Source organism: Gulosibacter sp. GYB002 (assembly GCF_036577665.1).
In the GTDB taxonomy this organism is placed as follows: domain Bacteria; phylum Actinomycetota; class Actinomycetes; order Actinomycetales; family Microbacteriaceae; genus Gulosibacter; species Gulosibacter hominis.
Window position 1 is genome coordinate 124691 of sequence record NZ_JARBDD010000001.1, and the last position, 25770, is coordinate 150460.

Sequence of the window (25770 nt, forward strand, 5' to 3'; positions counted from 1 at the left end):
ATCGATCGACGTTAACCGGCTCGCAAGCCGCTAAAACCGCACCAGTATGGCCACCGGCAACTCATCAAGCATGCTGGCAAGCAGCGCCTCGCCACTGAACTCCCGGCCGGTGAGCTGATCGAGCCAGCGTCCCTCGGGAAGCGAGACGGTCGTGCCATGCCAGCCGCCACCCTCGGCGAGTCCCACCGGGCGAATAGCACCAACGAGTGCGACTCCGCCGCGGTCAAACGCCACCGCGTGGTCTTGTGCCGCGCCGGTCACCGTCAGGGGTGTGTACTGCGTAAACCGTTCAGGCAGTTTGCGCCGTAACCGCAGTGCAGCGGTAACCACCATGAGTTTGGTTGCGCCGGTCTCGTCGAGTGCCGGGCGGGCGCCCTTCCCGATCGCGTCGAGTGCCGCTTGACGCGCGGCCCAATCGACCGGGCGGCGGTTGTCGGGGTCGACGAGTGAGCGGTCCCACAGCTCGGTGCCCTGATACACATCCGGCACCCCCGGTGCAAGCAACTGGATCGCTTTCATCACCAGCGAGTTGTGGTAGCCATGCGGCGTGATTTTTTCGTGCAGCCGGGTAATAATCGCCCGAGCAGCGGGGTGATCGAAGGCGGCATCGATGGCCCCGTGCACACTGTCCTCATACTGCTCATCAACTGCGGTCCAGGTGGTGATTTCGCCAGACTCACGAGCCGCCTTAGTGGCGTAATCGTGCAGCCGCTCGCGTGACGCCGGCCACGCACCCACAACGGCCTGCCAGATCAAATTGGCGAAGGCGGGGTTTTCAACCGGCTGAATCTCAAGCAGCTCGTGCAGCGCTTCGGCCCAGTCATCGGGCATCTCACTGAGCACGTCAATCCGCGCTCGAGTGTCTTCCGAGCGCTTGGTGTCGTGCGTGGTCAGGGTGGTTTGTGCGTGTGGCCAGCGTGCAAGCCGCGCCTGCTGAGCGGCGTGGAAGTCAGCCACGCTCGTCGCCAAATGGCTCGGGTCGCCACCGACCTCGTTGAGCGAGGTGAGGCGCGAAAACCGATAGAAGGCCCGATCTTCTACCGCCTTCGCCATGATCATGCCGGTGGTTTGTTGCCAGCGAAGCGCGGCCGGATGCGCCGGGTCGCGCAGCACGTGCAGCAGCCGTTCGATTTCGCCGGCCAGATCTGCACGCCAATCGGCGGCATTGCGCGCGGCCTGCTCGAGCAGTTCGGTACCGTGCGGCAAATAGGTGCGGTAAACACTGAAATTCGCGGCAATTTCGCTCAGCGCATCGAGCGTCTGGTCGCTCGCGTCACCCAGTTCACGAGCTACCCGGCGCAGTTCAGCCTGCAGCGCATCATCGGCGACGTCGCGCTTGCAGTGGTGGGTGAGTGTATCCCAATCGTCAAGATCACAGGACGACAGTGCGGCGGCCGCCTGCTCGAGATCGGCAACCCCGTCGGCATCCACGAAGAGCCGTTCGGTGGCAGCAAGCGCGTCATATCCGGTAGTGCCCTCGCATGCCCAGTCGGGCAGCTGCTCACCGGGTTCGAGAATTTTTTCGACGATCACATAGGCGCCACCGGTGCGCTCGCGAAGCCGCTCGAGATAGCCGGCCGGGTCACGCAGTCCGTCGGGATGGTCAATGCGCAACCCGTCAACGAGCCCCTCACGCAGCCACGAGAGGATCTCGGCGTGCGCAGCATCCCACACCTCGTCGCGTTCAACGCGCAGGCCGGCAAGCGTGGTGACTGTAAAAAACCGGCGGTAGTTCAGTGCGTGGTCACCGAGCCGCCAGTGCACCAGTCGGTAGTGCTGATTGGCGTGTGTGGTGCGGATGTCATCGCTTGCGGTTCCGGGGGAGAGTGGAAACTCGAGATCCCAGTAGCGCAGTACCCCGGCATCGGCGTCGACGGTGACATGTTTGATGGGATCGCCGGGCTGCTCGGGCATATCGTCATCACCGATGATGGGGATGAGCAGCTTACCGTCACCAGCATCCCAATCAATATCGAAAAATTCGGCATAGGACGAATCGCGACCGTGCCGCAACACATCCCACCACCAGGGGTTTTCGCGCGGCACGCTGATCCCCATATGGTTGGGCACGATGTCGACCAACACGCCCATGCCGAGCTCGTGTGCCGTCTCGCACAGCCGCACGAACTGATCACGGCCGCCGCGGGTCGCATCAACACGGGTGGGGTCAACCACGTCGTAGCCGTGCTGCGAGCCGCTGGTCGACTGCAGCACGGGCGATAGATAGATCCAGTCGACACCGAGCTGGGCGAGATAGGGCAGCTGCGCGGTGGCCGCCGCGAAACCAAACTCGGGGGTTAGCTGAAGCCGGTAGGTGCTCTTTGGTACCCGACGCTCAACGGTCGATGACTGCGGATCCGACATGGTTGCTCGCTCCTTTGCGGTTTCGCGATTGACAGCTGGCGGTTATTGACTGCTGGCGGTTACTGGTCGGTGGGGTCTGACATCGATGCCTGCTCGTTTGCCTGCGTGATGATCGGAATTGCCTGCGTGGTGGTGGCAACCGAAGCCGCAACCGAGTGATCGGGTTCGGGCTCGGGTTCGGTGAACTCGCGGAGCAGCACCAGCGACCGAGAAACGAGGGTGAACGTATCACCGGGACCGAGAGCACCGAGCTGGGTTGCCTTCCCGGCAGTGTCAATCACCGGCTCCCACCGGAAATCAAGATCGGCGTTGGGGAGGCGAGTTTCGACATCGTTTTCTGAGGCATTGAAATAGATGATGAAACTCTTGTCGCGGATGCGTTCGCCGCGCGCATCTCGACCGGCAATCGCATCCCCGTTGAGAAATAGCCCAACGGCGCGCACGAATGCTTCGTTCCAGGTTTCATCCGACATTTGGCTGCCATCGGTCGACAGCCAGATCACATCCGCCAGCCCCTCACCCTCGCCGCGTTTGGCAACGCGGCCATTAAAGAAGTGGTGACGGCGGAAGGTGGGATGCTCGTGGCGCAGTGCCGCGAGTGCGCGCGTGAACTCCATGAGCGGTTTGTCGGCGTGCTCCCAATTAATCCACGACAGCTCACTGTCTTGCGCGTAGGTGTTGTTGTTTCCCTGCTGGGTGCGGCCGAGTTCATCACCGTGGCTGAGCATGGGAACCCCCTGCGACAGCAGCAGCGTGGCGATGAAATTGCGCTGCTGGCGGGCACGCAGCTCGTTAATCGCGGGGTCATCGGTCGGGCCTTCAGCCCCGCAGTTCCACGACCGGTTGTGCGATTCACCGTCACGGTTGTCTTCACCGTTGGCGTCATTGTGTTTTTCGTTGTACGAGACCAGGTCGCGCAGCGTGAACCCGTCGTGGGCGGTGACGAAGTTGATCGACGCCACCGGGCGCCGGCCCGACCGCTCATACAGATCGGCCGAGCCGGTGACGCGGGTGGCGAACTCGCCGAGGGTTGAGGGCTCACCGCGCCAAAAATCACGCACAGTGTCACGGTATTTGCCGTTCCACTCGGTCCACAGCGGCGGGAAGTTACCCACCTGGTAGCCGCCGGGGCCCACATCCCAAGGCTCAGCAATGAGTTTCGCCTGCGAAACGATCGGGTCTTGCTGCACAAGGTCAAAGAACGACGAAAGCTTGTCGACATCGTGCAGTTCTCGCGCGAGGGTTGAGGCGAGGTCGAAGCGGAAACCGTCGACGTGCATCTCGGTCACCCAGTAGCGCAGCGAGTCCATGATCAGCTGCAGCGAGTGCGGGTGACGCATATTGAGCGAGTTACCGGTGCCGGTGTAGTCGGTGTAGTAGCGCGCATCGGGTTCGAGTCGGTAATAGGCCGCATTGTCGATACCGCGCCAGCTGAGGGTCGGGCCCAGGTGGTTGCCTTCGGCCGTGTGGTTGTAGACCACGTCGAGGATGACCTCGATGCCGTTGGCGTGCAGGGTTTTCACCATGCTCTTGAACTCCTGCACCTGCTGGCCATTGTCGCCGGTTGAGGAGTAGTCGCCGTGCGGCGCAAAAAAGTTGAGGGTGTTGTAGCCCCAGTAGTTGCGCAGGCCCTTCTCGGCGAGTGTCGAGTCGTGCACAAATTCGTGCACGGGCATGAGCTCGAGTGCGGTGACGCCGAGGCGCTTGAGATGCTCGATTACCGCCGGGTGCGCCACGCCGGCATAGGTGCCGCGCATCGATTCGGGAATGTCGGGATGCAGCTGCGTGAGCCCCTTGACATGCGCCTCGTAGATGACCGAATCGGCGTAGGGGATGCGCGGGAGACGGTCGCCGTCCCAGTCGAAAAACGGGTTAATCACCACGCCCTTGGGCATGTACTTGGCTGAGTCTTCGTCATTGCGCGAGTCGGGGTCGCCGAAGTTATAAGAAAAAACCGCCTGGTTCCACTCGATATTGCCGGTGATGGCTTTGGCGTACGGGTCGAGCACCAGCTTGTTGGGGTTGAACCGGTGGCCGGTTGCGGGGTCGTAGGCGCCGTGAATTCGGTAGCCATAGAGCTGACCGGGTTGCACCTGCGGCAGGTAGCAGTGCCACACATACGCATCCTGTTCAAAAAGCCGCACCCGGGTTTCAGTGCCGTCCTGGTCGAACAGGCACAGTTCGACCTTTTCTGCGCCGCCCGAGTAGATGGCGAAGTTGGTGCCGGTGCCATCGAAGGTGGCTCCCAGCGGGTATGGCTGGCCCGGCCAACTGTGCGGAGTTTCGGTGTGCGACATGAACGAGGTTCCTTTCTTAGGCCCCTAACCATAGAGCGCCGCCCTGACAGGAACGCTGAGCTTCGGTAACCGGCGGGTTGCCGGTTGGCAAAGCAAATCAGGGTAGGTTCGCTGCTATGACCGTCTCACCGCGTGCATCCCACCGTCCCTGTGGCCGGACGCTGCTTATTGATGGCCGATCTGGTGCCGGAAAAACCGAGCTCGCCCGCACGCTCGCCCGTGAGTACGGTTGCGAGCTGGTGCATGTCGAGCATTTTTATCCCGGCTGGGAGGGGTTGAGTGCCGGGGCTCGATGGCTGGTGGGTGCGGTGCTCGCGCCGCGGGCGCGAGGTGAGCGCGTGCGGTTGCGCGAGTGGGATTGGCACCGCGGTGGTTTTCATGATGGCGCAATGCTTGCCCCCGAACCCGATCTCATCGTGGAGGGATGCGGGGCGATTACCCGGGCATCGCTGCCGTATGCCGATGTGTCGTTCTGGCTGGATGCATCCGAATCGTTGCGGCGCGATCGCGCCCGCAGACGTGACGGTTCCGACGACTGGTGGGAGGGGTGGCGCGCACAGGAAAACGCCCTCTATGCGTTGGAGGCGCCGGCACAGCTGGCGGATGCGACATTCGAAATGCCGGGCGATATCGATGCGGTGCACAGGCTGCTCGGGCAGCGGGGCTTCGCAAAGTCGCTCGGCAGTGAGGGCCGACTCGAGTAAGCGGCCGGAGTTAGTAGTCGCTCATGTTCACAACCGAGAATGCGGCGAACCCAACAGTGGCCCCGATCACGATGAACACCACGAACATGATGACAAACGCCACGAGTCCGAGGATGAGCGAGGCGCGGGCGAAGTTTTGTTTGGCTTTGGAACTATCAGAGCCGAAGGCAAGCACCAGCAGATAGATGAACCCGATGAGTGGGAGGCCGGCAACAAAAAGCGTGAGAATCCAGCTGCCGAGCCCCTCGGGGTCTTCCGGTGGCTGAGCGTTATAGCCATACGGCGGGACAGGCTGATGCGCGGGCTGATAGTTCATCTGGGGGAATGACATCGAACACTCTTTCTGCTGGCAGATTCGGGAATCGAAGGTCGACTCGGTGCGGACAACCTATCGGGAGACTGAGTCGGCACGCTGAACGGGTGCCATTCAATTATGAGGAACGAGTGCGGCGGAAAGTTCCCGGGATGCGTTATCCCCAACCGAGTTCGTGAAGCTGTTCGTCGTCGATGCCGTAGTAGTGCGCGATTTCGTGGACGAGTGTGATGTGCACCTCATCGCGAAGCTCCTCGACGGTTTCGCAGATTGCCAGCAGCGGCTCGCGAAACAGGATGATGCGGTCGGGCAGCTCGCCGAAGCCGTATGCGCCGCGTTCGGTGAGATCGAATCCTTCGTATACGCCGAGCATGTCGAGCGATCCGTCGGGCGGTCGATCTTCGATTAGGAACACCACATTGTCGAGGCCGTCAACCACCCGATCGGGGAGCGCGTCGAGTTCGCTCACGACAAGCTGTTCAAAGTCTTCGGCGCTGAGTTCGATCATGCTGCCTCCGCGTCAGGCCCATTTTCGCGAATGTAGGTGATGCCGAAAGCAAAAACCTGTCGGAACTCCTGGCGACGTGCGCCCAAATCATACTGACTTCCAGAGCCCTTTTGAAAAATATCGAGCCCGCGGCCGAGGAGAAGCTTCCAGCCGTGATCTGTGCGAATCGACCTATCGTGGATGGTCTCGTCCCAGGTGACGGCGAACCGGATGCCCACGGTGGCTGCGCTGTCTTGGATCTCCTTGAGCATGTGGAGATGCTGCTGTTCGTATTCACCTTGTTCGGCTTTGGTCACGAGCGTAACCATGATCTCGTCGGCAGGATCCTTGGACGCAGCCAATAGAGACAACAGATCCACTAGGTTTCGTCCCTGGTGTGGGAGCCGGATGTAGGGATCTACAATGCTAATTTCTTTGGCGCCGCGCAGATGGGGTAGGAGTAACGTCTCGTACGACACTCCACGTTGGTTCTCCTGAAACTCTCGGTGACCTTCGAACAGATGAGGTTGTAGCGTGTCCGATGTCTGGGCTGCCTTTTCGAGATCGTGGTCTGGAGTATCTGTCGCCGCAGTCGGTGCTTCGTCGTCGGCATTAAACGACCGCGACTGGTAGTAGTCGGGGTACTCGTCTTCTTCGAGTGTGGACACTCCATGCCAGACGCCGGTCTTGTCGCTGTAACCGAAGTCGACAGCAGCCATCGTGGTGTCGATCCGCAAGATTTGATCTTTGACACGCTTGCGCCCTTCGATGGCAAAGCGGAGCAGTTCTTCGATCTCAGCATTGGTTGCTTGGCCAGTTGGGAAGATGAGCTTCATCAAACCAGAGAAGGTCTTCTGGATGCCGTCTCGATCACGTGTGGAGATGTTTGAGCCGAGTGTAAAGTGCTGTTGATAGCGGTCGGAAAAGTCGGTGTTGCGCATCGAACGTAGCACTTCGGCAATGTAGTCGACGACGAAGCCATAGCCAGTGGCAAACATCTCGCTACGGATGGTGTCTACCTCCCAGCCGGGGATGTAGAAATGGAGTCGGTCGAGGTAGGCGGAGTCGTGGTATGCCTCGGGAAGTTCGTCAAAAAGGTCCGAGTGTTTCAGCATGTAGGGCACGTTGTGCGAGGTGTTCCCGACGAACACCATGGATGCTTCGGCACCGAGAGTCTCGACACCACGGGAGAATGACTTGTTCGCCATATAGTTCTTCATGATGTCGACAAGCGCTTTGTCGGTGCGTTTTTTCTTGCCCGCGAACTCGTCGAATGCGACAACATCCCAGTAGCCGACCAATCCAATGCGGCCGTTGGCGTTGTTCACGAAGAGCTTGGGGACGGTGACCTCACCACCGGAAATCAACATGCCGTGGGGTGAGAACTCGGAGTAAATATGCGACTTGCCGGTGCCCTTTGGTCCAAGTTCGATCAGGTTGTAGTTGCGCTCGACGAAGGGGATGAGCCGCACGAGCTGCAGGAGTTTTGCACGGCGACCGAACATTTTGGGGTTGAACCCGATGGACTGGATTAGCAGATCGATCCACTCTTCCGTGTTGAATCCCCGGCGCGACTCGAGGTACCCATCTAGGTCGAAGTTCGACATTTGGATCGGCTTCAGGCTGCCGAGTATCCACGGCACCACTCGAACATCGTCGCTGTGAAAGTACTCGATGTCGCAGATGCACCACACACCCCCGACGAGCAGCTTCGGGTTCGCATTCACAATCGCAGGCTCTATGATCACGCCGCTGAGGCCAAGGTTGGCGAATGATGCTTGATAGACGTCCTGCTTGTCGTTCAAGGTCACGGTGACCTTGTCAATGATCCGGTGTCGGCCCTTTTCGCGGATCGTGGACTTTACCAGTTCGGCCTCGTTACGGTGTACGTAGTGGTCAGCGAGAATCCTGCGCACCGCATCGATGCCGGCCTGGATAGTCTCCTCATCGTCGGATGCGGCGTACTGGCCGAGCAAGTACTCCAGCACGTACGAGGGAACGATCGCGTTTCCCTTGACGACCTTCACCAGGTCCTTGCGCACGACCGAGCCTCCGAACAATAGATTGATCTTGTAGTCCAGGTCGTTCTGCGACGGTGTACTCGTTGCGATGTCCGATTCGTCGTTGGGATGGTTCCCTGTGTCCGTCATGGCTACTGCTTCCTCTAGAAATCGAAGTCCGACGTGAACGAGCGCTTAAGCAAGTACTGAGCGCTCTGGTAAACGTGCCACTGGGTGGTGTTGGGTATCTGCTCTTCGAGGCGGAACTCGACTGTGCGGTTGTTGTACTCGTTTGCGTCCTGACTGAGCAACATCCGCGCGCTCTGGTAACGGTCCCGCTTGTCATCGGAAGGTTGGTCGAAGATGAGCTCGGGCTGGTTCGAGATCAAGGTCTCGCCAACGTAGATGCCTGCGCGCAGGGTGCGAGGCTGAACCTTTTCACTCACTGGTTCGGACTGGAAAAGCTTTACAACTAGTTGGCCTGTGGTGATCTTGTTCGTCTCGGGCAGTACTTCGACGTTGACGGGACGGATGTCGCTCTTGCGCTTCTTGTTGACGGTGACGACTGGCACCACGATTTCCTGGAGGGTAGCTCCGCCGTGAACAAATCTTGAGCCGGCCCCGGAAAGTTTGAGGCGATGAATTGACTTGGGAATCTGTAGCTCCAGGTCGCTGCTGAGCCCCACCTGTTCGGGTTCGAAGGTCCGGAAAGCCGGATCATCCTTGAGGCCCCGCCCGAGAACGTATCGACGGTTGACAACCACGAGGTCATTGCCCTGAGGCTTGGTCGAGAGATATGAGGCATCGGCCAGTGCGGTGTCTTGATAGAGGAACCCGTGGTCGGCGGTGACGAGGATGTTTGTGGCGTTCGCGTTGGTCAGTCGTTTGATCAGGTCCACCAAGTCGCGCAGTGCGTCGTTGGCGGCCTCAAACACCTGCCGCTCAGTGGAAGCCTTGTCGCCGATCGCATCGATTCTGTCGTGGTATACGTACAGCACTTGATGTGCGCCGTAGAGCTCGCGCAACTCGCCGCGGGGCATCGACAGAACTTCCTCGGCCTGAATTGCGAAGCCACCCACTGATGACAGCGCCTTGTTGCGGTTCGCGGTTCCGTCGGAGCGGTGTCCGTCTACGAGTACCGGATCACCATTAGGAGAGTGTGCAATTGTCTTGTGTGGAAGTAAGGCAGCCATACCGAGTTGTGTGTAGCTAGGTAGCACCCCCAGCATGGCGTCAATTTCCGCGTCGAAGCGGTCTTCCTGCCGGATGAGTGAGCGAAGTTCATCGGCGATCTCGTAGCGCAGTGCATCAGAGACGATGACAACGGCTTTGCGGTTGCCCTTGCGGATGATTGGCTCAACATGATCGGTAAAGAACTTGGCTTGCGGTCGAAGCGTTGCAGATCGCCAGTCCTGCACAGTATCGACGTGTTGCTGCCAAGAATTGCCGAGTTCGTACAGGTATCGGTTCGCATACTGCTTCTCGACTTGATCTCGGAGTGCCTCCAGCGGTCCGGCATTTTCGGTCACGCGAGCAGCAAAGTGGAACTGTCGATAGAGCTGGTCGATGCGGAACCACTGCTTTCGGTAACGATCGAGTCCGTCATCGAATGACGCGATTGTGAACTGCGCGGTTGAGAGTTCGCTCAGCAGATCAGAAGCTGCGCCGAGCGCTGTGTACAGCTCTCGGTACCTGTCCACCCAGATGCTGCTTTGGCGGGCGCGGATGGTCTCTGACACATCCCGCGCGTTCAATGTCCGTTCGTTGATTGCTTGCGCGAGCAGACTAATGATCTTCCGCTCTACATCCTCGAACAGGTCGTTGTCCACTAGGTCGTCGAGTTGGGCGTCCTCGATGCTGTCTGCATAGCCTAGGCTCTCTGATGCTCTCTGTGCCAAGGTAGCGAGGGCGGTGGTACTGCGCCGGTCGTTTCGTAGACTTGCGAAGTCAAGCTGGATATTGCGCAAGTCACCGGGTACCTCCGATGTGAACCCATTCGCTGCCTGGCGGAACATCCACAACACGAAATCATCGACGCTGGGCTGGTCCGATGTATAGCCGTAGATTCTCGCGGCTCCGTCCCAATGGAACCCATCGAGTCCATAGTCAACGAGTGTCGCGTACTTGGTCATATCATGACGTGCGTTTTCGATTAACAGCGTGCGTGTGAGTTCCAGCATGCTGTGCTCCTGCTGTCCAAGCAAGACTGCGCACATCTTTGCTCGCAGCCGATCCGCGTTATCGTCAGTCGACAGTAAAGCTTTCAGTGCCTGCATTCGTTTGGTGGCGCGGAAGAACTTCTCGTGGTCTCGGATAACTTTGTCAATTTGGGGCCCCTCGAGCCCAAGGTCTTCTCGCACGAGCGCGGTACGATCCGCGGTGAACGCACCGAAGGCAAGCTCAAGGTCGAGCAACCAGTTGCCAACTCCGACGGGAACTTCACCGGCCCGGTAAATGAGGAACTTAGATGTCGGATCGGTATGCAGCACACGATGCTTTATCGCGTACTCATTGTTCTTGACGTGCAACGTTGTGACCTCACCGAGGTCAAGTGCGTCGAGTTCTGCGGTGTACTCGCACGCGGTGTCGTGCCAGAACACGAGACGTTGCGTTTCGAATCGCTGCTCCAAATGCGGAAGGATGGCGGCAAGCGAAGTCATTTTGTGTCCTCCTGCTTCGATGTCGATTCGATCTCGCGCCTTGCCACTCTTTCGGAGGCCGTCTGATAAATCTGTTGGATACGTGCTTGCAATTCGGCCCTCGGCGGTAGCTCGGTCCAGTACTCGGCGACGACGATCCCATCCTTATGCATTTCCAGGAGCTCAATCTGCTCCCGGCCCGTCTCAGTGCAGAGGATCAGTCCGATCGGTGATTCTTCGTCCTCGCGACGCTCGTGACGGTCGAGCCATTTGAGATAGAGCTTCATCTGGCCCTCATAGGAGGCTTTGAACTTGCCAATTTTCAGCTCAACGGCGATCAGGCGTCGTAGTGGCCGACTGTAGAAGAGCAGGTCGAGGTGATAGTCGTCATCGTCGATGATCATTCGCTTCTGACGCTCGACGAATGCGAATCCGTTGCCGGCTTCGAGCAAGAATGCTTCCATGTCTTGAACAATTGCTGCTTCGAGGTCACGTTCGAGGAACGTGTCTTTCAAACCGAGGAAATCCAGCAGGTATGGATCGCGGAACACGTCGCGTGGTACGGAGGTATCGCCGACGAGCTGTGCATTGGCGATAGCACGGCGCTCGAACGCTTTCCGCGAGATCAGATGCCGCAGTCCACGTACGCTGAGTCCCTGAGCCATGGCTTCCTGCGCATAGAACGCTCTGGCCTCTGGGGACTTCAGCGGCAGCAGCGCTCGGAAGTGGGTCCAACTCAATTGTCGTCCCAGCGAGACGACCATCTGCTCTTCAGGGAACTGACGGGCAAACTGGATCATGCGTCGAAGGTTCTTGTCTTCGTACGAGCGGCCGTACCGCTCCACCAATTGTCGTCCCAGCGAGACGACAATCTGTTCACCGTAGGTAGCGCGCTTGGAACCGAGTACTTCCTCTCCGATGAGTCGACCGAGCCGCCAGAAAGTCAGCGTAAGGGCGAGGTTTGCTTGGCGAGCCGCTGCAGCCTGGCCCTCCTCAATCACCTCTGCGGCGCGCACGAGCAACTCTCGTTCGGATCCTTGGCTGCCCTGAATGATCTCATTCATCGGCAGCGTCCAGCCCCTTAATTTTTTTAAGGGCTGGATAGAACTTCGGATAGTTCACCCTTACCCCGTCATCGAGGTCGATGTCGAGCTGCCGAGATGCCAGCGGGTAGAGCACGTCGTGCTCATACTCATTCAACTCCAGCAGCACCTTGCGTAGCCGCTCTGATTCCTTTAGGGCGGCCGCCTTCTCGCGTGGCGTGCCGTCGCCGGCGCTAAGGCGCTCCTGGTGCTGAAGGCTCGCTTCCAGCTTGGCCTCATACTCGCGCAGGTATTCATTCAATACGGTCGACACGGTGGATGAGTTGTAGCGATGCATGTAAATCAGCGCATTGAAAGTGCCCTTGGGGCTTGAGAAGAGCCAATAGATTGGGCGCTTCTTGTAGCGATGAATATGGTCATCGTAGAACTTCGATGTACCTCCCCGGCCTGTCGTCTTGATGAAATAGTCGCGTAGGTTCTTCAATCCAAGCGATGTCGTGATGAACCGCAAGTTGGCTTCGAAGTGCTCTTCTCCAAAAACGGTTCTGATGAAGAGCCGGAGCCTTGCGACGATGTCGTCTTCGAACCAGTCACCGTCGACGATCGGTAGGACGTTGTCCTTGTCCGGCATGAACGTCGGTGTCGGGACCCTTTCAAGATAGTCGTCGAGCGTGGCTCCTTGGTCTCCTAGGACTAGTCCGGGCACATCTAGGCTGTACCGTCCGAACATGCAGCCCACGGCATAAGAGATCAGATCGGTGAGGGCGGATTGAGCGAATAGCTCGTCGCGTTCTTCGGGAGTCTTGTTGGGCCATCGAAACGCTGAATTGTTGGTGAGTGAGACACGCTCGAGTGGCACATGTGACGGGATTTCGTCCTCTAAACCGTAGAGCTTTGCCACTGCCTCGTTGTTCTCGATCTCCAGTCGCTGCTGTTCGAGCGAGCGCGCTTTCCACGTGTCGCGGTGTTCAGCGACAATCTGTTCCAGCGTCTTCAAAATTTCCTCACAATGCTGCCAAGTGTGCAGGGGGAACCGACCTCGATGTACCTGCCTGCCGATGGGTTCCATTCAGGCTACCGGCCAAGTCCAACCATCTCGGCCGACGCGACGAGAGCTGCACGAGTTCGCGAACGATCAGTGTGAAGGTATGCCTTCGTGCTCAGCACTGACGAGTGGCCGAGCACCGCCCTGATGGTCGTGTCATCGACGCCTCCTGATAGCAGCAGTGTGGCAGCCGTGTGCCGTGCCTCGTATAGCAGTGGTGGACGCATCCTGCCGTCTGGGAGCGTTACCAATACGCCCGACTGGCTGACTATGTCATACCATTGCGCGCGGTCAAATTCTGCTGAACGAGGGCAACCGTCTTCGCGTGGCCACACAAGATTGAACGGAGACTCCGGGGACATTTCGCGCCATGTCGCCAGCGCTTGGACGAGCCAAGGTATGATCGGAATGACACGGATTCCAGCTTGAGTCTTTGGCCGTACCAGGTGGTACGCGCCAGTGAGGTGTCGAGACTCAAATCCGCGCGGGGTACGAAAACCACTCGAGGGATTTCGACGCTCCATGTAGGGAAGGGCTTTAAGCTGCCATGCAAGCGTGATTGTCGCTGCATCCAAGTCGACCATGTCCCAGGTCAGTCCGAGTGCTTCAGCGGGGCGCAACCCCTCGACGAGTGCAGCAACCCAGCGTGAGGCATCGGGCCGGGTCGTGGCGGCAGTGAGGATCTGAATTGCGTCAGTCGCGCTCAGCGCTTGGCGAGGTGACGCGCCGGTTCCTGGCCCGCTCGTTTCACGGGCTCGAGAGGACACTTGATAACCCTCTGCGACGGCGTCGGCAAGTAGTTTGCCAAGCACGGCGTGGGTGCGCTGCATGGTTGAGAGTGCAAGACCCGCCTCCTGTTGCGCTGCTGTGAGCCTTCGGATGTCGGAGGGCATGAGCGCATTGAGACAGAGGTTGCCAAGCGTTGGAATGATCCACCGACTGACTGCCGAACGGTCGGAGACGTAGGTGCCCGGGCGCACAACTTGCTGACGATGCTCGAGCCAGATGTCGGCCCAGCGCTTGACGGTGATAGTGGCGAACGTTGCTGCCATTCCTTCCGACGCGAATCGTTGTTGCGCCTCGGCGAGCCTCTTGCGGGCGCCGGCCTCCGTTTTGGCCTTGAACGTGATTCGGCGGCGTGTGCCCTTTGCTGTCCAACCGGCTTCGATAGCTGCCACCCACTGGTCGCGAGAGTTCTTGTATATCGATCCGGTGCCCTTGCTGCGCTGCTTGTGTGCCATGGCTCAAGTTCACCAGATTGCACTCACCTGCCATTGGGATAGCCATCAGGGTAGCCATCTGCGGCCCTCGACTGCACCAATGTACGGAGCTCAGACGGTGCGCGACGGCAATGTCAGTGGATCTATGCCTGTAACTCGCGGGACTATGGCCGACGTGGCACGGGTAGCCATCAGGCTAGCCATTGGGGCAGGCGGCCGAGATCTTTGGCGACGGCCGAGGGTCAGCAACTTCATCAATCGACACCGAGAGGACCCACTAATGTGGCCGAGCGGGCCTGACTTCACAGTTCATGAAGCATGAGTACCCAGACTCAAAATCAGACCTGTTCGCCGCATTCATCGAGCGTGCGGTCTCATTGTTGAAGCGCCATGGATATATGGCTCAAGTGACGATGCAGAGTTGGATGTTCCTTTCGTCATACGAGCGGCTGCGGTCAAAGCTGCAGCGCGACGCTGCGATTGTGGCCATGCTTCATATGGACAACATGGTCATGCGAATCGCATTCGGCACTTGTGCGACCATTTGGAAAATTGGCGGCAATAGTCGCCTGCCTGGCAAGTACACATGGATGGAGCTCGATGACTTAGCCGGCGAGAGTCCCCGTCGATTCCCTGCGCGAAATCCGCGCAATACATCTGCAGGCAGCGACGGCTTCTTCACGGTTTCCCAGCGTGATATGAACGAGATCCCCGGTTCGCCGATCGTCTACTGGCTTAGTGAAAAGATGCGTGCCACTTTCTCGGAGGGGCGGCCCCTAAGCAAGCTTGTTGACCTCCGCGTGGGCTTGCGAACAGGAGATAACGACCGATTCTTGCGGTATTGGTGGGAGGTGTCTGGTAAACGATCCGCCTTTCATTGCGATTCACTCGAAGACGCAGAGGCTAGCGGAGCACGATGGTTTCCCTATAACAAGGGTGGTTCGTTTAGACGCTGGTTTGGAAACCACGAGTATGTCGTCAATTGGGAGCATGACGGACACGAAATCGAACATGGGCTGGCTGAACGCTATCCCTATCTCGTTCCTGCTGGTAAGACCCTGGTCCGTGGCCAGGGGCGCGATCGATACTTTTCACCGTCAGTGTCATGGTCGAAAGTAAGTAGTGGAGTTCCAGCATTTAGAGTCTATCCGCCTGGTTTTGTCTACGACGTGGCGGGTACCTCAATCTTCTCGTCGACGAGTCGGGACCGGTATAGGTTGCTCGCATTCGTGAATTCGCTGGTGGCTCTCGAACAGTTGGCCGCATTAGCCCCGACCCTCAATTTCGAGGTGGGCCAGGTTGCTTGCCTCCCACTAGTGGAATCAGGCTCGGAATGCATTGAAATACTCGCAGAGGGCGCAGTCGAAACATCGAGGTTGGATTGGAACATGTCGGAGACGTCCTGGAACTTTTCGGGAAACGCTCTCGTTTCTCAAGCAAGGAACAGCTAGTCCGTCCAACTCTGAGGTGCAAGTCATCTTGTATATGAGCTTGTTCAGGCAGAATCCAGGAGAGGATTCTGCCTGAAGTTCCAAGATGTTTCAAAACAGTCCCAGTCATCTCGCGAAGTGTCGGTCAAGGCGTCGAGGATGCCGCTTGGAAGCTCGAGGACGCCCGGAAAAACTGGTACGAGTCCCACATAACCGATGTGGAAGTGAAGCGTTGGGGCAACGACCTTCATCGTCTCCATTACGAACCGGGAGTTCAGTAGCAGGATGACGTGTTTGAGTAGCGTTGGGTCAGCGAAACCGGAGTGACCTGTTGAGTCGTGGATGAAGCCCGCTGGAAATCGGCGAAAGGCTGCTTCGCCTGACGAAATGTCGGACCATGACACTGACGGTGAAAAATAGGTGTCAATGTTTTGCGCTCTTGACCGAGGACGCCCGCCGTTCTCTGCGCCAAACACGCGAATTTCGGCGCCGTCGTTCTCCCAGTTGACAACGTATTCCTGGTTTCCATACCACTTCCGGAACTCCCCGCCCTTGTTGTACGGAAACCATCGAGCGCCACTGGTGGCGGCTTCTTCACGAGATGTGCAACTGAAGGAAGTTCGCTGCTCGGAGACCTCCCACCACAGGCGCAGGAATCGGTTGTTGTCCGCCGTAGCCAGTCCTTGCTTCAGGTTCGCTACTTCACTGAGGGGCCGCCCCTCCGAGAAAGTGGCACGCATCTTTTCACTAAGCCAGTAGACGATCGGCGAACCGGGGACGGCAGCGAAGTCCGTATCCGACGCGCGGTGGAATCCATCGTTTTTGGCTCGTGTCTCGAGTGCAGTCGCCAGCGCGGAAATCTTTTCTGCTTCAGAGTTCCCTTCGACGAGTCGAATAAAGGCGCCCGCCCGCATGCGCCCAGCATCACGACCTTCTGGAGGTACGTTACTCAAAGTAAACGCGGTTGAAGACACGACTTCGCCTCCGATCGAGTCGAATGCGCGGGCACCGAGGTGCAGCATTGAGGTGATTCGCTGCTTCGCGAGAAGTGATTCGCGGAGTTTCTCGTATGAGCTGAGGAACATCCACGATTGCATCGTGATCATCGCCACCGCACCTCGTAGCTCGGCGAGGTTGGTGCAGCGCTCGATGAATGCGGCGAACAGGTCTGATTTTGAGTCTGGGTACTCATGCTTCATGAACTGTGTAAGCCGGCCGTTCATCTGCTTGCTGCCCATGTAGGGCGGGTTCGCGACCACGACCGAGTAGTCACGGGAGAGGTACATGGCCTGGGTGATGACGCGCTGCGCCCTGACAAGGGTGTCGGCTCTAAAGAGGTCATCTTCGTCGCTGAGCCCCGCGAGGTGATTCGTGAGATGAACGGTCAGATCAGCATTGGGTCGGATTAGAGAGCCGAACGTGTCGGCCTCCTCGAATTGATTCCAGAACGCCTCCTCGGCCTGACGGTCACCGTCCTGGGTCACGAGGAAGTCCAGCTCATCGGGACCGAAGGAGATCGGGGTAAGTACGCAGATGTTCGGCTCAACCTGCTTGTTAAAGAAGGTGCGTTGGCGTGAGCGGGCTTTCATCGTCAGTGCGAACGCAGCCAGCGCACCTGCACGGGGATCAATTTCGGTGCCAGAGAGATTGTGAGTGAGGATGAGCTCGGGAATCTCGGAGGGAGCGTAGCCTTCCTCTTCGTAGATCGCGTAGAGCAGGTCGAATGCGTAGGTGAGCATGTGCCCAGAGCCGCATGCCGGATCGATGACCGTGAGTTCTTCAGGCCGGGTGATCTCAAGGAAGTCAGTCTCTTCGTCGACCGGTGCGATGTAGTAGTCCATCTGGTCAGCCAGTTGCGACTCAGGATGGTTCAGTATCCACAGACGGCCCACAGAGTTCTCAACCAGATAGCGGACGATCCAATGTGGGGTGAAGAGCTGGGTCGCGGCCGGAATCTCAGCCGCGCCGGCTTTCTTGCCCTTCTTGAATGAGGCAAAAACCTCGTCTTTCCGTTCCGAGATGTAGAACTGGTACAGCCACCCGATCGCTTCGACTTCACTACAGACCTCTTCGGTGAGAGCTGCGGCTGCCCGAGTGAGAATCGAGTCGCCAGAGAGAAGGTTCGCAGGGATAAGGAGCTCGGTGTAGTCACCCTCGCGCTCGAACATGAATGGCATCGAGCGGTTCCAGTAACGGCAATACTCGGCGAGCAGAAGGGTATAGGCCTCTCCCTGCGCATCCGTACTTGGGCGAGTACCATCTAGCAGCCCAATGATCGTATCGAGGGTGCGCTTGTTGGAGATCACTTCGGGGTCGATGTTGCCGCGTTTCGCATCGGCAAGTACCTCGGGCTGTCCGACTTGCTGGCCGTGCGCGGGGGAGACGACCCCGACACCGGTATACCCGTTCGCATCCATGAATCGTAGGGCGATGATGCGGTTGAACCAGGTGTAGGCAATCTTGTCGGTGATTGCGTCCTTGCCCTTCGTTCCGCCTCCGGCGGCGTCGATATCGTGCTCAAGCATCGCAACCGCACGCTGGTTCTCGACTCGCTCTGTCGAAGACGGCGCGATCACGGTGTTGAGCCGGGCACTCACCTGTGTGATGAGTTCTCGCCTTGCCCATGTGGCGAAGCTCTTCAGCGGTGCGGTTTCCATTTGTGATGACTCCTAGAGTGCGATGCGCTTATCGTCGTGGATGGCTTGAACCAGGGCTGTGCGGAGCGCGCTGAGGTAACGATCCACGTCGTCTTCTGTTTCCAGTACGCCGTTAATACCTGTTGCGCTGATGTTCTTGACAGAGATTGTCTGCTTTTGGGCGATTGGCGTGAAAACCTGGTCGCCTTCATGAAGGCGGGGGTTCTCGGTGAGGTGATCGAGGATTGCCGGGTAAGTCTGTTCTTCGAAGGAGTTGGCGATCTCACGGATGACAGCAATCTGGCGCTCGTCGCAGATCCGGTCAAGAGTCATGTTGACGCTATCGGTAGCCTGGCGCTGAGCGGCGTCAGTGGCGTCCAGATAGATCTTGCTGGCTTGCAGTGGCGCCCAACGTGAGTCAATCTCGCCAGACGCCTCGTCGCGATGTGTCGCAACCGCATCATTGATGTGCTCCTCAAGCTCAATTGTGGCCGCCTTCAACCTGGTCATTCGGTTACCGCGGAAGCACTGGGGATCGTCGAGGACCTCAGCAACCACTTGGCTGCTCTGAGGCGGCAGATAGTTGAGGTTGTTGGCATTGATTGTCAGGAGTTCGCGTGCTTCGTCATAAATCCTGCGCTGGGATCCCCCGAGAAAGGCTTGAATGGGGTCGATGACGTCTGTTTTTGCGTCGAGTAGGTCGTCTGCGGTGTCGAAATCGGTCAAGTACCAGTCATCGGACTTCCCAATGGCAGAATCGAGCAGCGCGATTGGAGCTTCTAGCTGAGACACGAACGGGTAATTAGAACCGCTGACCTGGGCCTTGAGTTCTGCGCTCTTCGCGCGGAGGCGCTCGCTGGCGTATTGCGCCAGCTCAAGCGGGTCTTTCGGCGCGGCGGGTTCATCGAAGAAGTCTGTGCAGAAGGAACGCAGCGTAGCGACCTTACGTTGGTCGAAAGTTTTCTGAGGTGCGACGACGGCATGGGAGTGCTTTTGCGTATTGCGCAACACCGTTGCCACTTCACTGCGTTTGAGGAGATTCGAGTCAACGGTGAGTGTAATTTTCGATGTGCCGACCAGCCAGGCGACGACGCACTCGACCGAGGCGAGATCCCACCCGTAGGGCTTGGCCTGAAATTGATCGACGATCTTCTTGAAGGTGATCTGTTCCCCGAGCCGATCGCGCTGCAGCACGTATGACAACACCTCTTCAGCCGGGGCCGCTATTGCGTGCATAGAGGAATCATCAATCAGGGTGTTCTGGTCTGGGGTAGCGAACCCGGCAATCTGATGCTCGCTGTAGACATGTCCATCGAGCAGGCTGAGTTGAGTGTAGGTACGCGCGATGAGTTCTTGGAATCCCTCGGCGATCCGCGAAGTTGCTTCTTGCGACCCAGAGGAGAGATCTGCGGCATTGATCACAAGATCGGCTTTTCCGACGGCCGAGCGGACACGCTCGATCAGCTCCTTTTCTCGTTGCGCGTTCTGAGTCGCCTTGGCGCGCAAGATTTGTTCTTCCACCGGCGAGAGCGAGCTGGTCTGCTTGCGCTTCGTGTATTTCTCGGTCTTGATGAGCAGCCGCAGGTCGGATAGGACCCGGTCATCGGGCGCGAGAATTATGCGTAGCTCGTCTTTGCCTGCGGAGTGCATGCGGATCTCCTCCGGCCCGTACGGGTACTCGGGAGTGATGAAGTGTAAAGAGAGTTCGCGCTGTTGACCGAATGCTTGGTCGTCGAGTTTGTACCCGAACGGGAAATCCTGCCCGTTTTTCGTATAACGGAGTTTCGAAGTCTTAACAACGTCGCCAGAAAGAATTTTGTTCAGTCGGGCGGAGAGCTCGGAGGAATCTATCTCGACGTTCTTGATCTCTTCCTCAATCACCTGCTCCTCGTTGGTGAGGTATTCGTAGACGTTACCGCTACGCTGCACATAAGTCTGGGTCTCCAAAAGAGTGAGAGCGTCCTGAACCTGACTGGACAACGCTGGAAGATCGAGTCCGAACCGGTTGTAAACCAACACCGTCAGGTTGCGTGGAGTGGCTTGGAAGCTCTCAACATACTTCACAAGGAACAGCGCCTTGAGCAGTCGCACAGCAAGCTTCGTGACCGGCGAACTGCTGTCGGGCAGGTCGCGTTCGGCGCGGTCAATCGAACGCTGTGCAGCCGACTTAAGCGACGCACGGATACCTGCAAACATGGCATCGAAGGTGGCAAGCGCACCAATCTCGACGTTACCGATCTCTTTGGCAACTTGCTGGACGACACCAAGCATGGAGCGCTCACCTACGGAGCTGTTTCGCCCCTCGAAGGCATTGTGGTCGGAGAGACTCTCGATCGCTGCCTGGAACAAGGGGAACTGGTAGGTCACGAACGGGTAGGTGCCAACGAAGTGTGACTCGTCGGTGTAGTTGCGGTATGTCTTCGCTCCATCAACGAAGTCGAAGAGCGTCTTGAAGTTCGCAGACTCCTGTGCATAGACCGCTTCGAGCACTTGGGCACCCTTGGCGTTCTTCTCTAGCAGTCGCTTGCGAATGACCTCTTCCACGTCTGAGGAAGTGAGCTTTACTCGGGTCTTGAACCGAGCCTGAATCTTGGAGAAATCGTTGCCCTGCTGCTTGGTTCGGTCACCGACGATCTTGTCCATGTCCTCCTGTGAAGTCACAAACACCCACGCCCGTCCGCCACACTTTGTGTTGAGCGACTCAGCTATTGTCTGGAGATTCAGCATCAGATGGGTGTTGGACCCGATGAACTGGCCGACCTCATCAACAAAGAAATTCAACCGGTATCCGGCGGGCTGCTTGTCCAGCCAGTCACGAACCTCATCGGCAAAGTCTTCAATCGAGACCGAATAGGTCTCCTGGTACGTCTTCAAGATGTCCGGCGCACTCGACGAATCAATGCCGGTGATCTGAGCGTATGCTTCGTTGACCTGCTTGCGTACGGTCGGAAGCCCGAAACTTGGCCTGCGATCGACCCACTCCCGTCCCGACACATCCAAGAATGCTCTCTTGAACGCCTCAAGCTGCCCTTCGTCGTCAAGTTGACGTTCAAAACGAGCGATGTGCCCCTGGTCGCCATAGTAGCCGCGAGACTCATCGAAGACCTTCACAAACACGCGTAGCAGGGCGTCAGCCTGCTCCTTGCTAATCAGCGTGGCTTTCTGATCGATGTTGAACAGAAGACTCTTCGCGGGGATGCGGTCAGCTTTATCGAGAAGGGCTGGAAGGAACGCATCCGTGGCCTTGGCGCGAAAACTCTCCGAGACCTGCTCGCGCGGGAAATCATCGCCCGCTACATCGCCGAGGAGGTGCGCGAGCATCTTCAACAGGTGTGACTTACCGGAACCGAAGAAGCCTGAGATCCAAACGCCGTTTGCGTTGGTGTAATTCGTGTATGCCTCGAGCAGCAGCTCAAGCCCCTTAGCGGCTTCATTGGTCAGGACGTATTCCTCGACCTCGGTGCCCAGATGCGCAATATCGTCAGCTTTAATGACGCCTTCGATGGGTCGCTGGACGTCCTTGGCGAAGATTTCGTTGAGGTGCATGACGGTCACGGTTCCTGTTCCAGAATGTTTTTTGCGCGGTAGTACTGGTCGTCCTTCAACTTGCCGAATAGCACCAGCGACGAGCCGAGCGTGTCGGACTGCTCGTAGTGGCCGGGGAAGAACATCAGCATCGGTTTTTCCACGATGACGCTCTGCAAGTTGTTCAGCACATTGTGTGAACGGATGTATGGGAACACCTCACCGATCCCGGTGAGGAACACGATGTCAAAGCCCCCATCAGCAAGCCGTTCTCGGATCGCCGGGGCCAAGTGCTGCTCTGGGTTGAGCATGGACTGCAGCATCTCTGTGAACTCCGACTTGTCCAGTTCGGGCTCAACCTCAAGCACTTCGTCCCAGTCGCCTCGCTGCTTGAGCATGTCAACCGACAGGTCGTACAGATTGATCTCACGAACCTCAATGCCTTTAGCGGCCAGGCGGTTCTTGACCCGCCTCTTTGCTTGCTCTACCTCGCGGGCATGCTCTGGTGGGTATGGATAGATGAAGAACGGAACTTCGTTCGACATGCCTTCCATCTTGAGGAAGCGCTCTCCGCAAAGCACCGCGAACAGGTGCTGCTCTTGGCGAGAAAGTTCACCCGGTTTCACAGTGAGCTCTCCTTAACTATCTCGGGTCGGGAAGTATCGAAGGTCGCTTGGTGCCCGAGCTTCGAGCACGTCGCGGATGCGCTCAGACAACGCCGCATGGACGATCTCACCCCCAGTGACCAAGCCGGCCTCGAAAAGCATGCGGAACACCGTCGAACGGAGCTTCAGCAATGTTGAGTCTTTCACCTCGGCTAGCTCGGGGTGCCACAGCGTCTTCTCTCGAACGAAGCTGTCGAAGTCACCGTATCCCAAGGAGGGGGTGAATAGGAGAAAGCGCTCGCGTACGACCTCTTCTGCGAAGTCACCGACAAGCGCGTAGCGGCGGCACGCCGCAACCCACATCAAGTGACCCCGTTCGGTTGGGCTGGCGTCTCGTAACAATTCGAGCTCGGGGAGACTCAGTGTCGCCAAGCGTTGCGCGACCTCACGCGCTAGACGGACCGAGGAAGAGGCGGTTCTCGTCTGGAGCATGTTGTCTGAGCAAAGCCGGTCACGGACCGAACCCCAGTCTTGTGTTTCCAAGAAAAGCGGCGTAGCAATTACTGCTTCACGAGCCAGGAGTGCACCGCTAGTGAATGACAGCGCGTATCGGTCGTGGCTCTGAGACCTACTAGTCATCGGCACCTCCTTCCGGCGCGTGGCAGTGAATCAGGATATGAGCTGCCTCCGACAACGTGTCAGTATGCGCGAAGAGCACCATTTGCGTGCGAGGGGCAGGCAAGCGTCTGGCTCGTTCACTGCGGACACCCTTGCGTTTCTCACGAGTGAGTCAACTTGGATGATGATATCGGCAAAAAGTCGGCGTCACGTGAGGTTTTCGGGGCTGGACCCAGTGAGCGGCTCGTTGAGGACTGCAGTGCCGATCGCTGTTGCTGGATTGGTGCAAATCAACATGTAGCGCGGAGTCGCATGAGATGAAGAAAACGGGTCAGCCGGGGCATCTAAGCCAGAAAACGCCCAGAGCATCGGACACTCACTCATGAAAAATTGGGGCGAACGACGGGTTTTGAACCCGCGACCTCCTGGACCACAACCAAGCGCTCTACCAACTGAGCTACGTCCGCCATGTTGTCTGCTCACGCATGCAACTTGGCCATGATAGCCCAATTCTCGGCACATAGCGACTCGGCGGCGCGGCAAACTAGTCGCGTTCGAGTAGCGGCGCGAACTCATCCGCAACCTGCTTGGAGGTTTCCTTCAACTCGGTGCTGCTGGGGCCGGGCTGGGGGATGCACATTGCCGCGCGGTAATAACGCAGTTCGCGAATCGATTCGAGGATGTCGGCGGCGGCGCGGTGCCCGCCGTGTTTTTCGGGCGACTGGAAGTAGATGCGCGGGTACCAGCGGCGGGCGAGCTCTTTGAACGTCGACACGTCGATATTGCGGTAGTGCAGGAACTCATCCAGCTCGGGCATGTAGCGGGCGAGGAACATGCGGTCGGTGCCGATCGTGTTGCCGGCAAGCGGTGCCTGCTTGGCGGCGGGAACAAACCGCTTCACATAGTCGAGCACCTGCTGCTGGGCATCGGCCAGCGAAATGCCGTGCGGGATCTCTTCGGCCAGGCCAGAGGTGCGGTGCATCTCTGTGACAAAGTCGTTCATGTGGTCGAGGGCCGCCTGTGATGGCTTAATGACCACGCTGAGCCCCTCGGTATCGAGCACATTGAGTTCGAAGTCGGTGACGAATACCGCAACCTCAACCAGCTCGTCGATTTGCGGGTCGAGCCCGGTCATTTCGCAGTCAATCCACACCAGCCGGTCATTCGCATTGCTCATGCATCCAATGGTAGCCACCGCCAGAATGCATCCTCACGGTGTTGCTGGTGCCGGTACGCTGGAAGCATTCGCCTCCATAGCTCAATGGATAGAGCAACGGCCTTCTAATCCGTAGGTTGCAGGTTCGAGTCCTGCTGGGGGCGCTGTCAGTGGCGGTGCCGGAGTAAACGCGCCCGGTGGCGGTTGCAAGCCTCCAGCCGTTAAGGTGATTCGCGGTGAGCCGGGAAGTCTGGTCGGCGCATTCATCGGCGTGACTGCCGGAATGGATGGCATTGTTCGCGAAACGCTCTGAGGATCTCGATGACTAACGCACCCGCCTCCCAACCCGATACAGCCCAGCAAGAAGAAACCGCTTTTGCGCCCTCCTCGCCGAGCGAGCTGCAGCGAATCGCACAGATCGTCAGCAAAGAAACCATCGGCGGTGGGCTGCTCATCGTGGCCGCAGTGATCGCGATTGTGCTGGCCAACAGTCCGCTATCGGGCTGGTACGAGGGGCTTCGCGACACCAAGGCCGGTTTCCAATTCGGCGACTGGTCATTCGAGATGACGGTGGGGCACTGGGCCGCCGACGGCCTGCTCGCAGTGTTTTTCTTTTTGGCGGGTCTTGAGCTCAAGCGCGAATTTGTCGAGGGTGACCTGCGTAAACCCAGCCGCGCGATAGTGCCAATCGCGGCGGCCGCCGGCGGGGTGATCGTGCCCGCCATCATCTACATTTTTTTCGCTGGTAACGATCCGCAACTGTCGCACGGCTGGGCGATTCCGACAGCCACCGATATTGCCTTCGCAGTGGCAGTGCTTGCGGTTGTCGGCTCGAAGCTGCCGCTCGCGCTGCGCACCTTCTTGCTCACGCTCGCAGTTGTCGATGACCTCATCGCCATCGTCATCATCGCGATTGCCTACACCTCGGCGCTGTCACTCGGCCACCTGTTTGCGGCGCTCGTGCCACTTGCCGGCTATTGGTTGCTGGCGCACTACGGCCGCAACCTCTTCCGGGAAGACAAGGGTGCGGCATGGTTCCTGCTGTTGCCGCTCGGCATCATCGTGTGGGCGCTGTTCTACCTGTCGGGTATCCACGCCACCATCGCCGGTGTGCTGCTGGGCTTCTCGGTACCGGTGCGGCCAGCCAGGGGCGAAACCGGCGACGAAATGAGCCTCGCCGAAACGTTCGAACACCGCTTCCGGCCGCTTTCAGCCGGTATTTGCGTGCCGCTGTTCGCGTTTTTTTCGGCCGGGGTTTCGTTTGCGGGCATGGACTTTGCAGCCCTCACCTCGCCGCTGGTACTGGGTATCGCGCTCGGCCTCATCGTCGGTAAACCCATCGGTATTACGCTGGCGGTCTTCCTCACCACGCGGGTACAGCGCATCAACCTTGACCCGGCCATTAAATGGCTCGATATTGTCGCGGTGTCGATGATTGCGGGTATCGGGTTCACGGTTTCGCTGCTCATCTCAGAACTTGCCTTCCCGATCGGCATCCCCGAACACGAACTGTCGAAGTCGGCAATTTTGATCGCATCCACGTTCGCTGCTATTTGCGGCGGTATCTTCCTTTGGCTCCGCGGCCGCGCCCACGAACGATCGGAAGCTGCGCAAACCGTCGCCGAAAAAGCCACGAAAGATCAGCAGGCCTCGCAGTAATGGTTCTCGACGAACCGGTCAGCCGAACG

The 25770-nt window shown here is 58.4% G+C and carries 17 protein-coding genes and 2 tRNA genes; 4 read left to right on the forward strand and 15 right to left on the reverse strand.

Annotation, left to right across the window (positions count from 1 at the left end; translation table 11 throughout):
* Nucleotides 1-30 precede the first annotated feature (30 nt).
* Complete coding sequence (gene treY / locus PV375_RS00545; RefSeq protein WP_332105687.1) at nt 31-2364, reverse strand: malto-oligosyltrehalose synthase; 2334 nt, start codon at nt 2362-2364, stop codon at nt 31-33.
* A gap of 59 nt (nt 2365-2423) precedes the next feature.
* A complete protein-coding gene (glgX, locus tag PV375_RS00550; protein WP_332105688.1) occupies nt 2424-4661 on the reverse strand; it encodes a glycogen debranching protein GlgX in 2238 nt (745 codons plus the stop codon).
* Nucleotides 4662-4777: 116 nt separating this feature from the next.
* On the opposite strand from glgX, the gene PV375_RS00555 reads away from it, so the two are divergent.
* Nucleotides 4778-5365, forward strand: a complete 588-nt coding sequence (locus PV375_RS00555; RefSeq protein WP_332105689.1) for a hypothetical protein — start codon at nt 4778-4780, stop codon at nt 5363-5365.
* 10 nt (nt 5366-5375) lie between these two features.
* Here PV375_RS00555 and PV375_RS00560 read toward each other — a convergent pair whose 3' ends face one another.
* The 7 genes from PV375_RS00560 to PV375_RS00590 form a co-directional block, all read right to left on the reverse strand.
* Nucleotides 5376-5696 carry a hypothetical protein gene (locus PV375_RS00560; protein ID WP_201518767.1) on the reverse strand — a complete coding sequence of 107 codons (321 nt, stop codon included), beginning with the start codon at nt 5694-5696 and terminating at the stop codon, nt 5376-5378.
* A 139-nt stretch (nt 5697-5835) separates the two neighbouring features.
* Nucleotides 5836-6186 carry a metallopeptidase family protein gene (locus PV375_RS00565; protein ID WP_332105690.1) on the reverse strand — a complete coding sequence of 117 codons (351 nt, stop codon included), beginning with the start codon at nt 6184-6186 and terminating at the stop codon, nt 5836-5838.
* Nucleotides 6183-8315 (reverse strand): BREX system Lon protease-like protein BrxL, encoded by a 2133-nt coding sequence (gene brxL, locus PV375_RS00570; protein WP_332105691.1) that lies wholly within the window; start codon nt 8313-8315, stop codon nt 6183-6185. Before brxL ends, PV375_RS00565 begins: the two co-directional genes overlap by 4 nt.
* Before the next feature lie 14 nt (nt 8316-8329).
* Nucleotides 8330-10825, reverse strand: coding sequence for a BREX-1 system phosphatase PglZ type A (pglZ, locus tag PV375_RS00575; protein ID WP_332105692.1), 2496 nt, complete (start codon nt 10823-10825; stop codon nt 8330-8332).
* Nucleotides 10822-11868, reverse strand: coding sequence for a PDDEXK nuclease domain-containing protein (locus tag PV375_RS00580; protein WP_332105693.1), 1047 nt, complete (start codon nt 11866-11868; stop codon nt 10822-10824). Before PV375_RS00580 ends, pglZ begins: the two co-directional genes overlap by 4 nt.
* The gene (locus tag PV375_RS00585) at nt 11861-12844 is read right to left on the reverse strand and encodes a hypothetical protein (protein WP_332105694.1); all 984 of its coding nucleotides are present in this window, start codon (nt 12842-12844) and stop codon (nt 11861-11863) included. The genes PV375_RS00580 and PV375_RS00585 overlap by 8 nt, the downstream gene beginning before the upstream one ends.
* Nucleotides 12845-12921: 77 nt before the next feature.
* Nucleotides 12922-14133, reverse strand: coding sequence for a tyrosine-type recombinase/integrase (locus PV375_RS00590; protein WP_332105695.1), 1212 nt, complete (start codon nt 14131-14133; stop codon nt 12922-12924).
* A 290-nt stretch (nt 14134-14423) separates the two neighbouring features.
* On the opposite strand from PV375_RS00590, the gene PV375_RS00595 reads away from it, so the two are divergent.
* Complete coding sequence (locus PV375_RS00595; RefSeq protein WP_332105696.1) at nt 14424-15563, forward strand: Eco57I restriction-modification methylase domain-containing protein; 1140 nt, start codon at nt 14424-14426, stop codon at nt 15561-15563.
* Nucleotides 15564-15607: 44 nt separating this feature from the next.
* Here the strand turns inward: PV375_RS00595 and pglX are convergent, their stop codons facing one another.
* The 6 genes from pglX to orn all read right to left on the reverse strand — a co-directional run bounded on the left by pglX (nt 15608) and on the right by orn (nt 24103).
* The gene (gene pglX, locus PV375_RS00600; protein ID WP_332105697.1) at nt 15608-18199 is read right to left on the reverse strand and encodes a BREX-1 system adenine-specific DNA-methyltransferase PglX; all 2592 of its coding nucleotides are present in this window, start codon (nt 18197-18199) and stop codon (nt 15608-15610) included.
* A gap of 12 nt (nt 18200-18211) precedes the next feature.
* Nucleotides 18212-21724: a BREX system P-loop protein BrxC gene (gene brxC, locus PV375_RS00605; RefSeq protein WP_332105807.1), complete on the reverse strand. Its 3513-nt coding sequence runs from the start codon at nt 21722-21724 to the stop codon at nt 18212-18214.
* Nucleotides 21725-21729: 5 nt separating this feature from the next.
* Nucleotides 21730-22329, reverse strand: coding sequence for a DUF1788 domain-containing protein (locus PV375_RS00610; RefSeq protein WP_201614886.1), 600 nt, complete (start codon nt 22327-22329; stop codon nt 21730-21732).
* 12 nt (nt 22330-22341) lie between these two features.
* Nucleotides 22342-22947 (reverse strand): DUF1819 family protein, encoded by a 606-nt coding sequence (locus tag PV375_RS00615; RefSeq protein WP_201614884.1) that lies wholly within the window; start codon nt 22945-22947, stop codon nt 22342-22344.
* 370 nt (nt 22948-23317) lie between these two features.
* Nucleotides 23318-23393 (reverse strand) — tRNA-His (locus PV375_RS00620).
* A gap of 77 nt (nt 23394-23470) precedes the next feature.
* The gene (gene orn, locus PV375_RS00625) at nt 23471-24103 is read right to left on the reverse strand and encodes an oligoribonuclease (RefSeq protein ID WP_201614882.1); all 633 of its coding nucleotides are present in this window, start codon (nt 24101-24103) and stop codon (nt 23471-23473) included.
* 70 nt (nt 24104-24173) lie between these two features.
* Here orn and PV375_RS00630 point away from each other — a divergent pair.
* Together PV375_RS00630 and nhaA are read left to right on the forward strand one after the other, a co-directional pair.
* Nucleotides 24174-24246 (forward strand) — tRNA-Arg (locus PV375_RS00630).
* A 157-nt stretch (nt 24247-24403) separates the two neighbouring features.
* The gene (gene nhaA / locus PV375_RS00635; protein WP_332105698.1) at nt 24404-25741 is read left to right on the forward strand and encodes a Na+/H+ antiporter NhaA; all 1338 of its coding nucleotides are present in this window, start codon (nt 24404-24406) and stop codon (nt 25739-25741) included.
* Nucleotides 25742-25770: the final 29 nt, after the last annotated feature.

What these genes read in the sequence shown, in the direction of transcription:
- brxC (WP_332105807.1), bottom strand. Translation starts at nt 21,724, where the DNA reads ATGCACCTCAACGAAATCTTCGCCAAGGACGTCCAGCGACCCATCGAA.
- PV375_RS00595 (WP_332105696.1), top strand. Translation starts at nt 14,424, where the DNA reads ATGAAGCATGAGTACCCAGACTCAAAATCAGACCTGTTCGCCGCATTC.
- PV375_RS00565 (WP_332105690.1), bottom strand. Translation starts at nt 6,186, where the DNA reads ATGATCGAACTCAGCGCCGAAGACTTTGAACAGCTTGTCGTGAGCGAA.
- pglX (WP_332105697.1), bottom strand. Translation starts at nt 18,199, where the DNA reads ATGGAAACCGCACCGCTGAAGAGCTTCGCCACATGGGCAAGGCGAGAA.
- PV375_RS00580 (WP_332105693.1), bottom strand. Translation starts at nt 11,868, where the DNA reads ATGAATGAGATCATTCAGGGCAGCCAAGGATCCGAACGAGAGTTGCTC.
- treY (WP_332105687.1), bottom strand. Translation starts at nt 2,364, where the DNA reads ATGTCGGATCCGCAGTCATCGACCGTTGAGCGTCGGGTACCAAAGAGC.
- brxL (WP_332105691.1), bottom strand. Translation starts at nt 8,315, where the DNA reads ATGACGGACACAGGGAACCATCCCAACGACGAATCGGACATCGCAACG.
- PV375_RS00615 (WP_201614884.1), bottom strand. Translation starts at nt 22,947, where the DNA reads ATGACTAGTAGGTCTCAGAGCCACGACCGATACGCGCTGTCATTCACT.
- pglZ (WP_332105692.1), bottom strand. Translation starts at nt 10,825, where the DNA reads ATGACTTCGCTTGCCGCCATCCTTCCGCATTTGGAGCAGCGATTCGAA.
- PV375_RS00560 (WP_201518767.1), bottom strand. Translation starts at nt 5,696, where the DNA reads ATGTCATTCCCCCAGATGAACTATCAGCCCGCGCATCAGCCTGTCCCG.
- PV375_RS00590 (WP_332105695.1), bottom strand. Translation starts at nt 14,133, where the DNA reads ATGGCACACAAGCAGCGCAGCAAGGGCACCGGATCGATATACAAGAAC.
- orn (WP_201614882.1), bottom strand. Translation starts at nt 24,103, where the DNA reads ATGAGCAATGCGAATGACCGGCTGGTGTGGATTGACTGCGAAATGACC.
- nhaA (WP_332105698.1), top strand. Translation starts at nt 24,404, where the DNA reads ATGACTAACGCACCCGCCTCCCAACCCGATACAGCCCAGCAAGAAGAA.
- PV375_RS00555 (WP_332105689.1), top strand. Translation starts at nt 4,778, where the DNA reads ATGACCGTCTCACCGCGTGCATCCCACCGTCCCTGTGGCCGGACGCTG.
- glgX (WP_332105688.1), bottom strand. Translation starts at nt 4,661, where the DNA reads ATGTCGCACACCGAAACTCCGCACAGTTGGCCGGGCCAGCCATACCCG.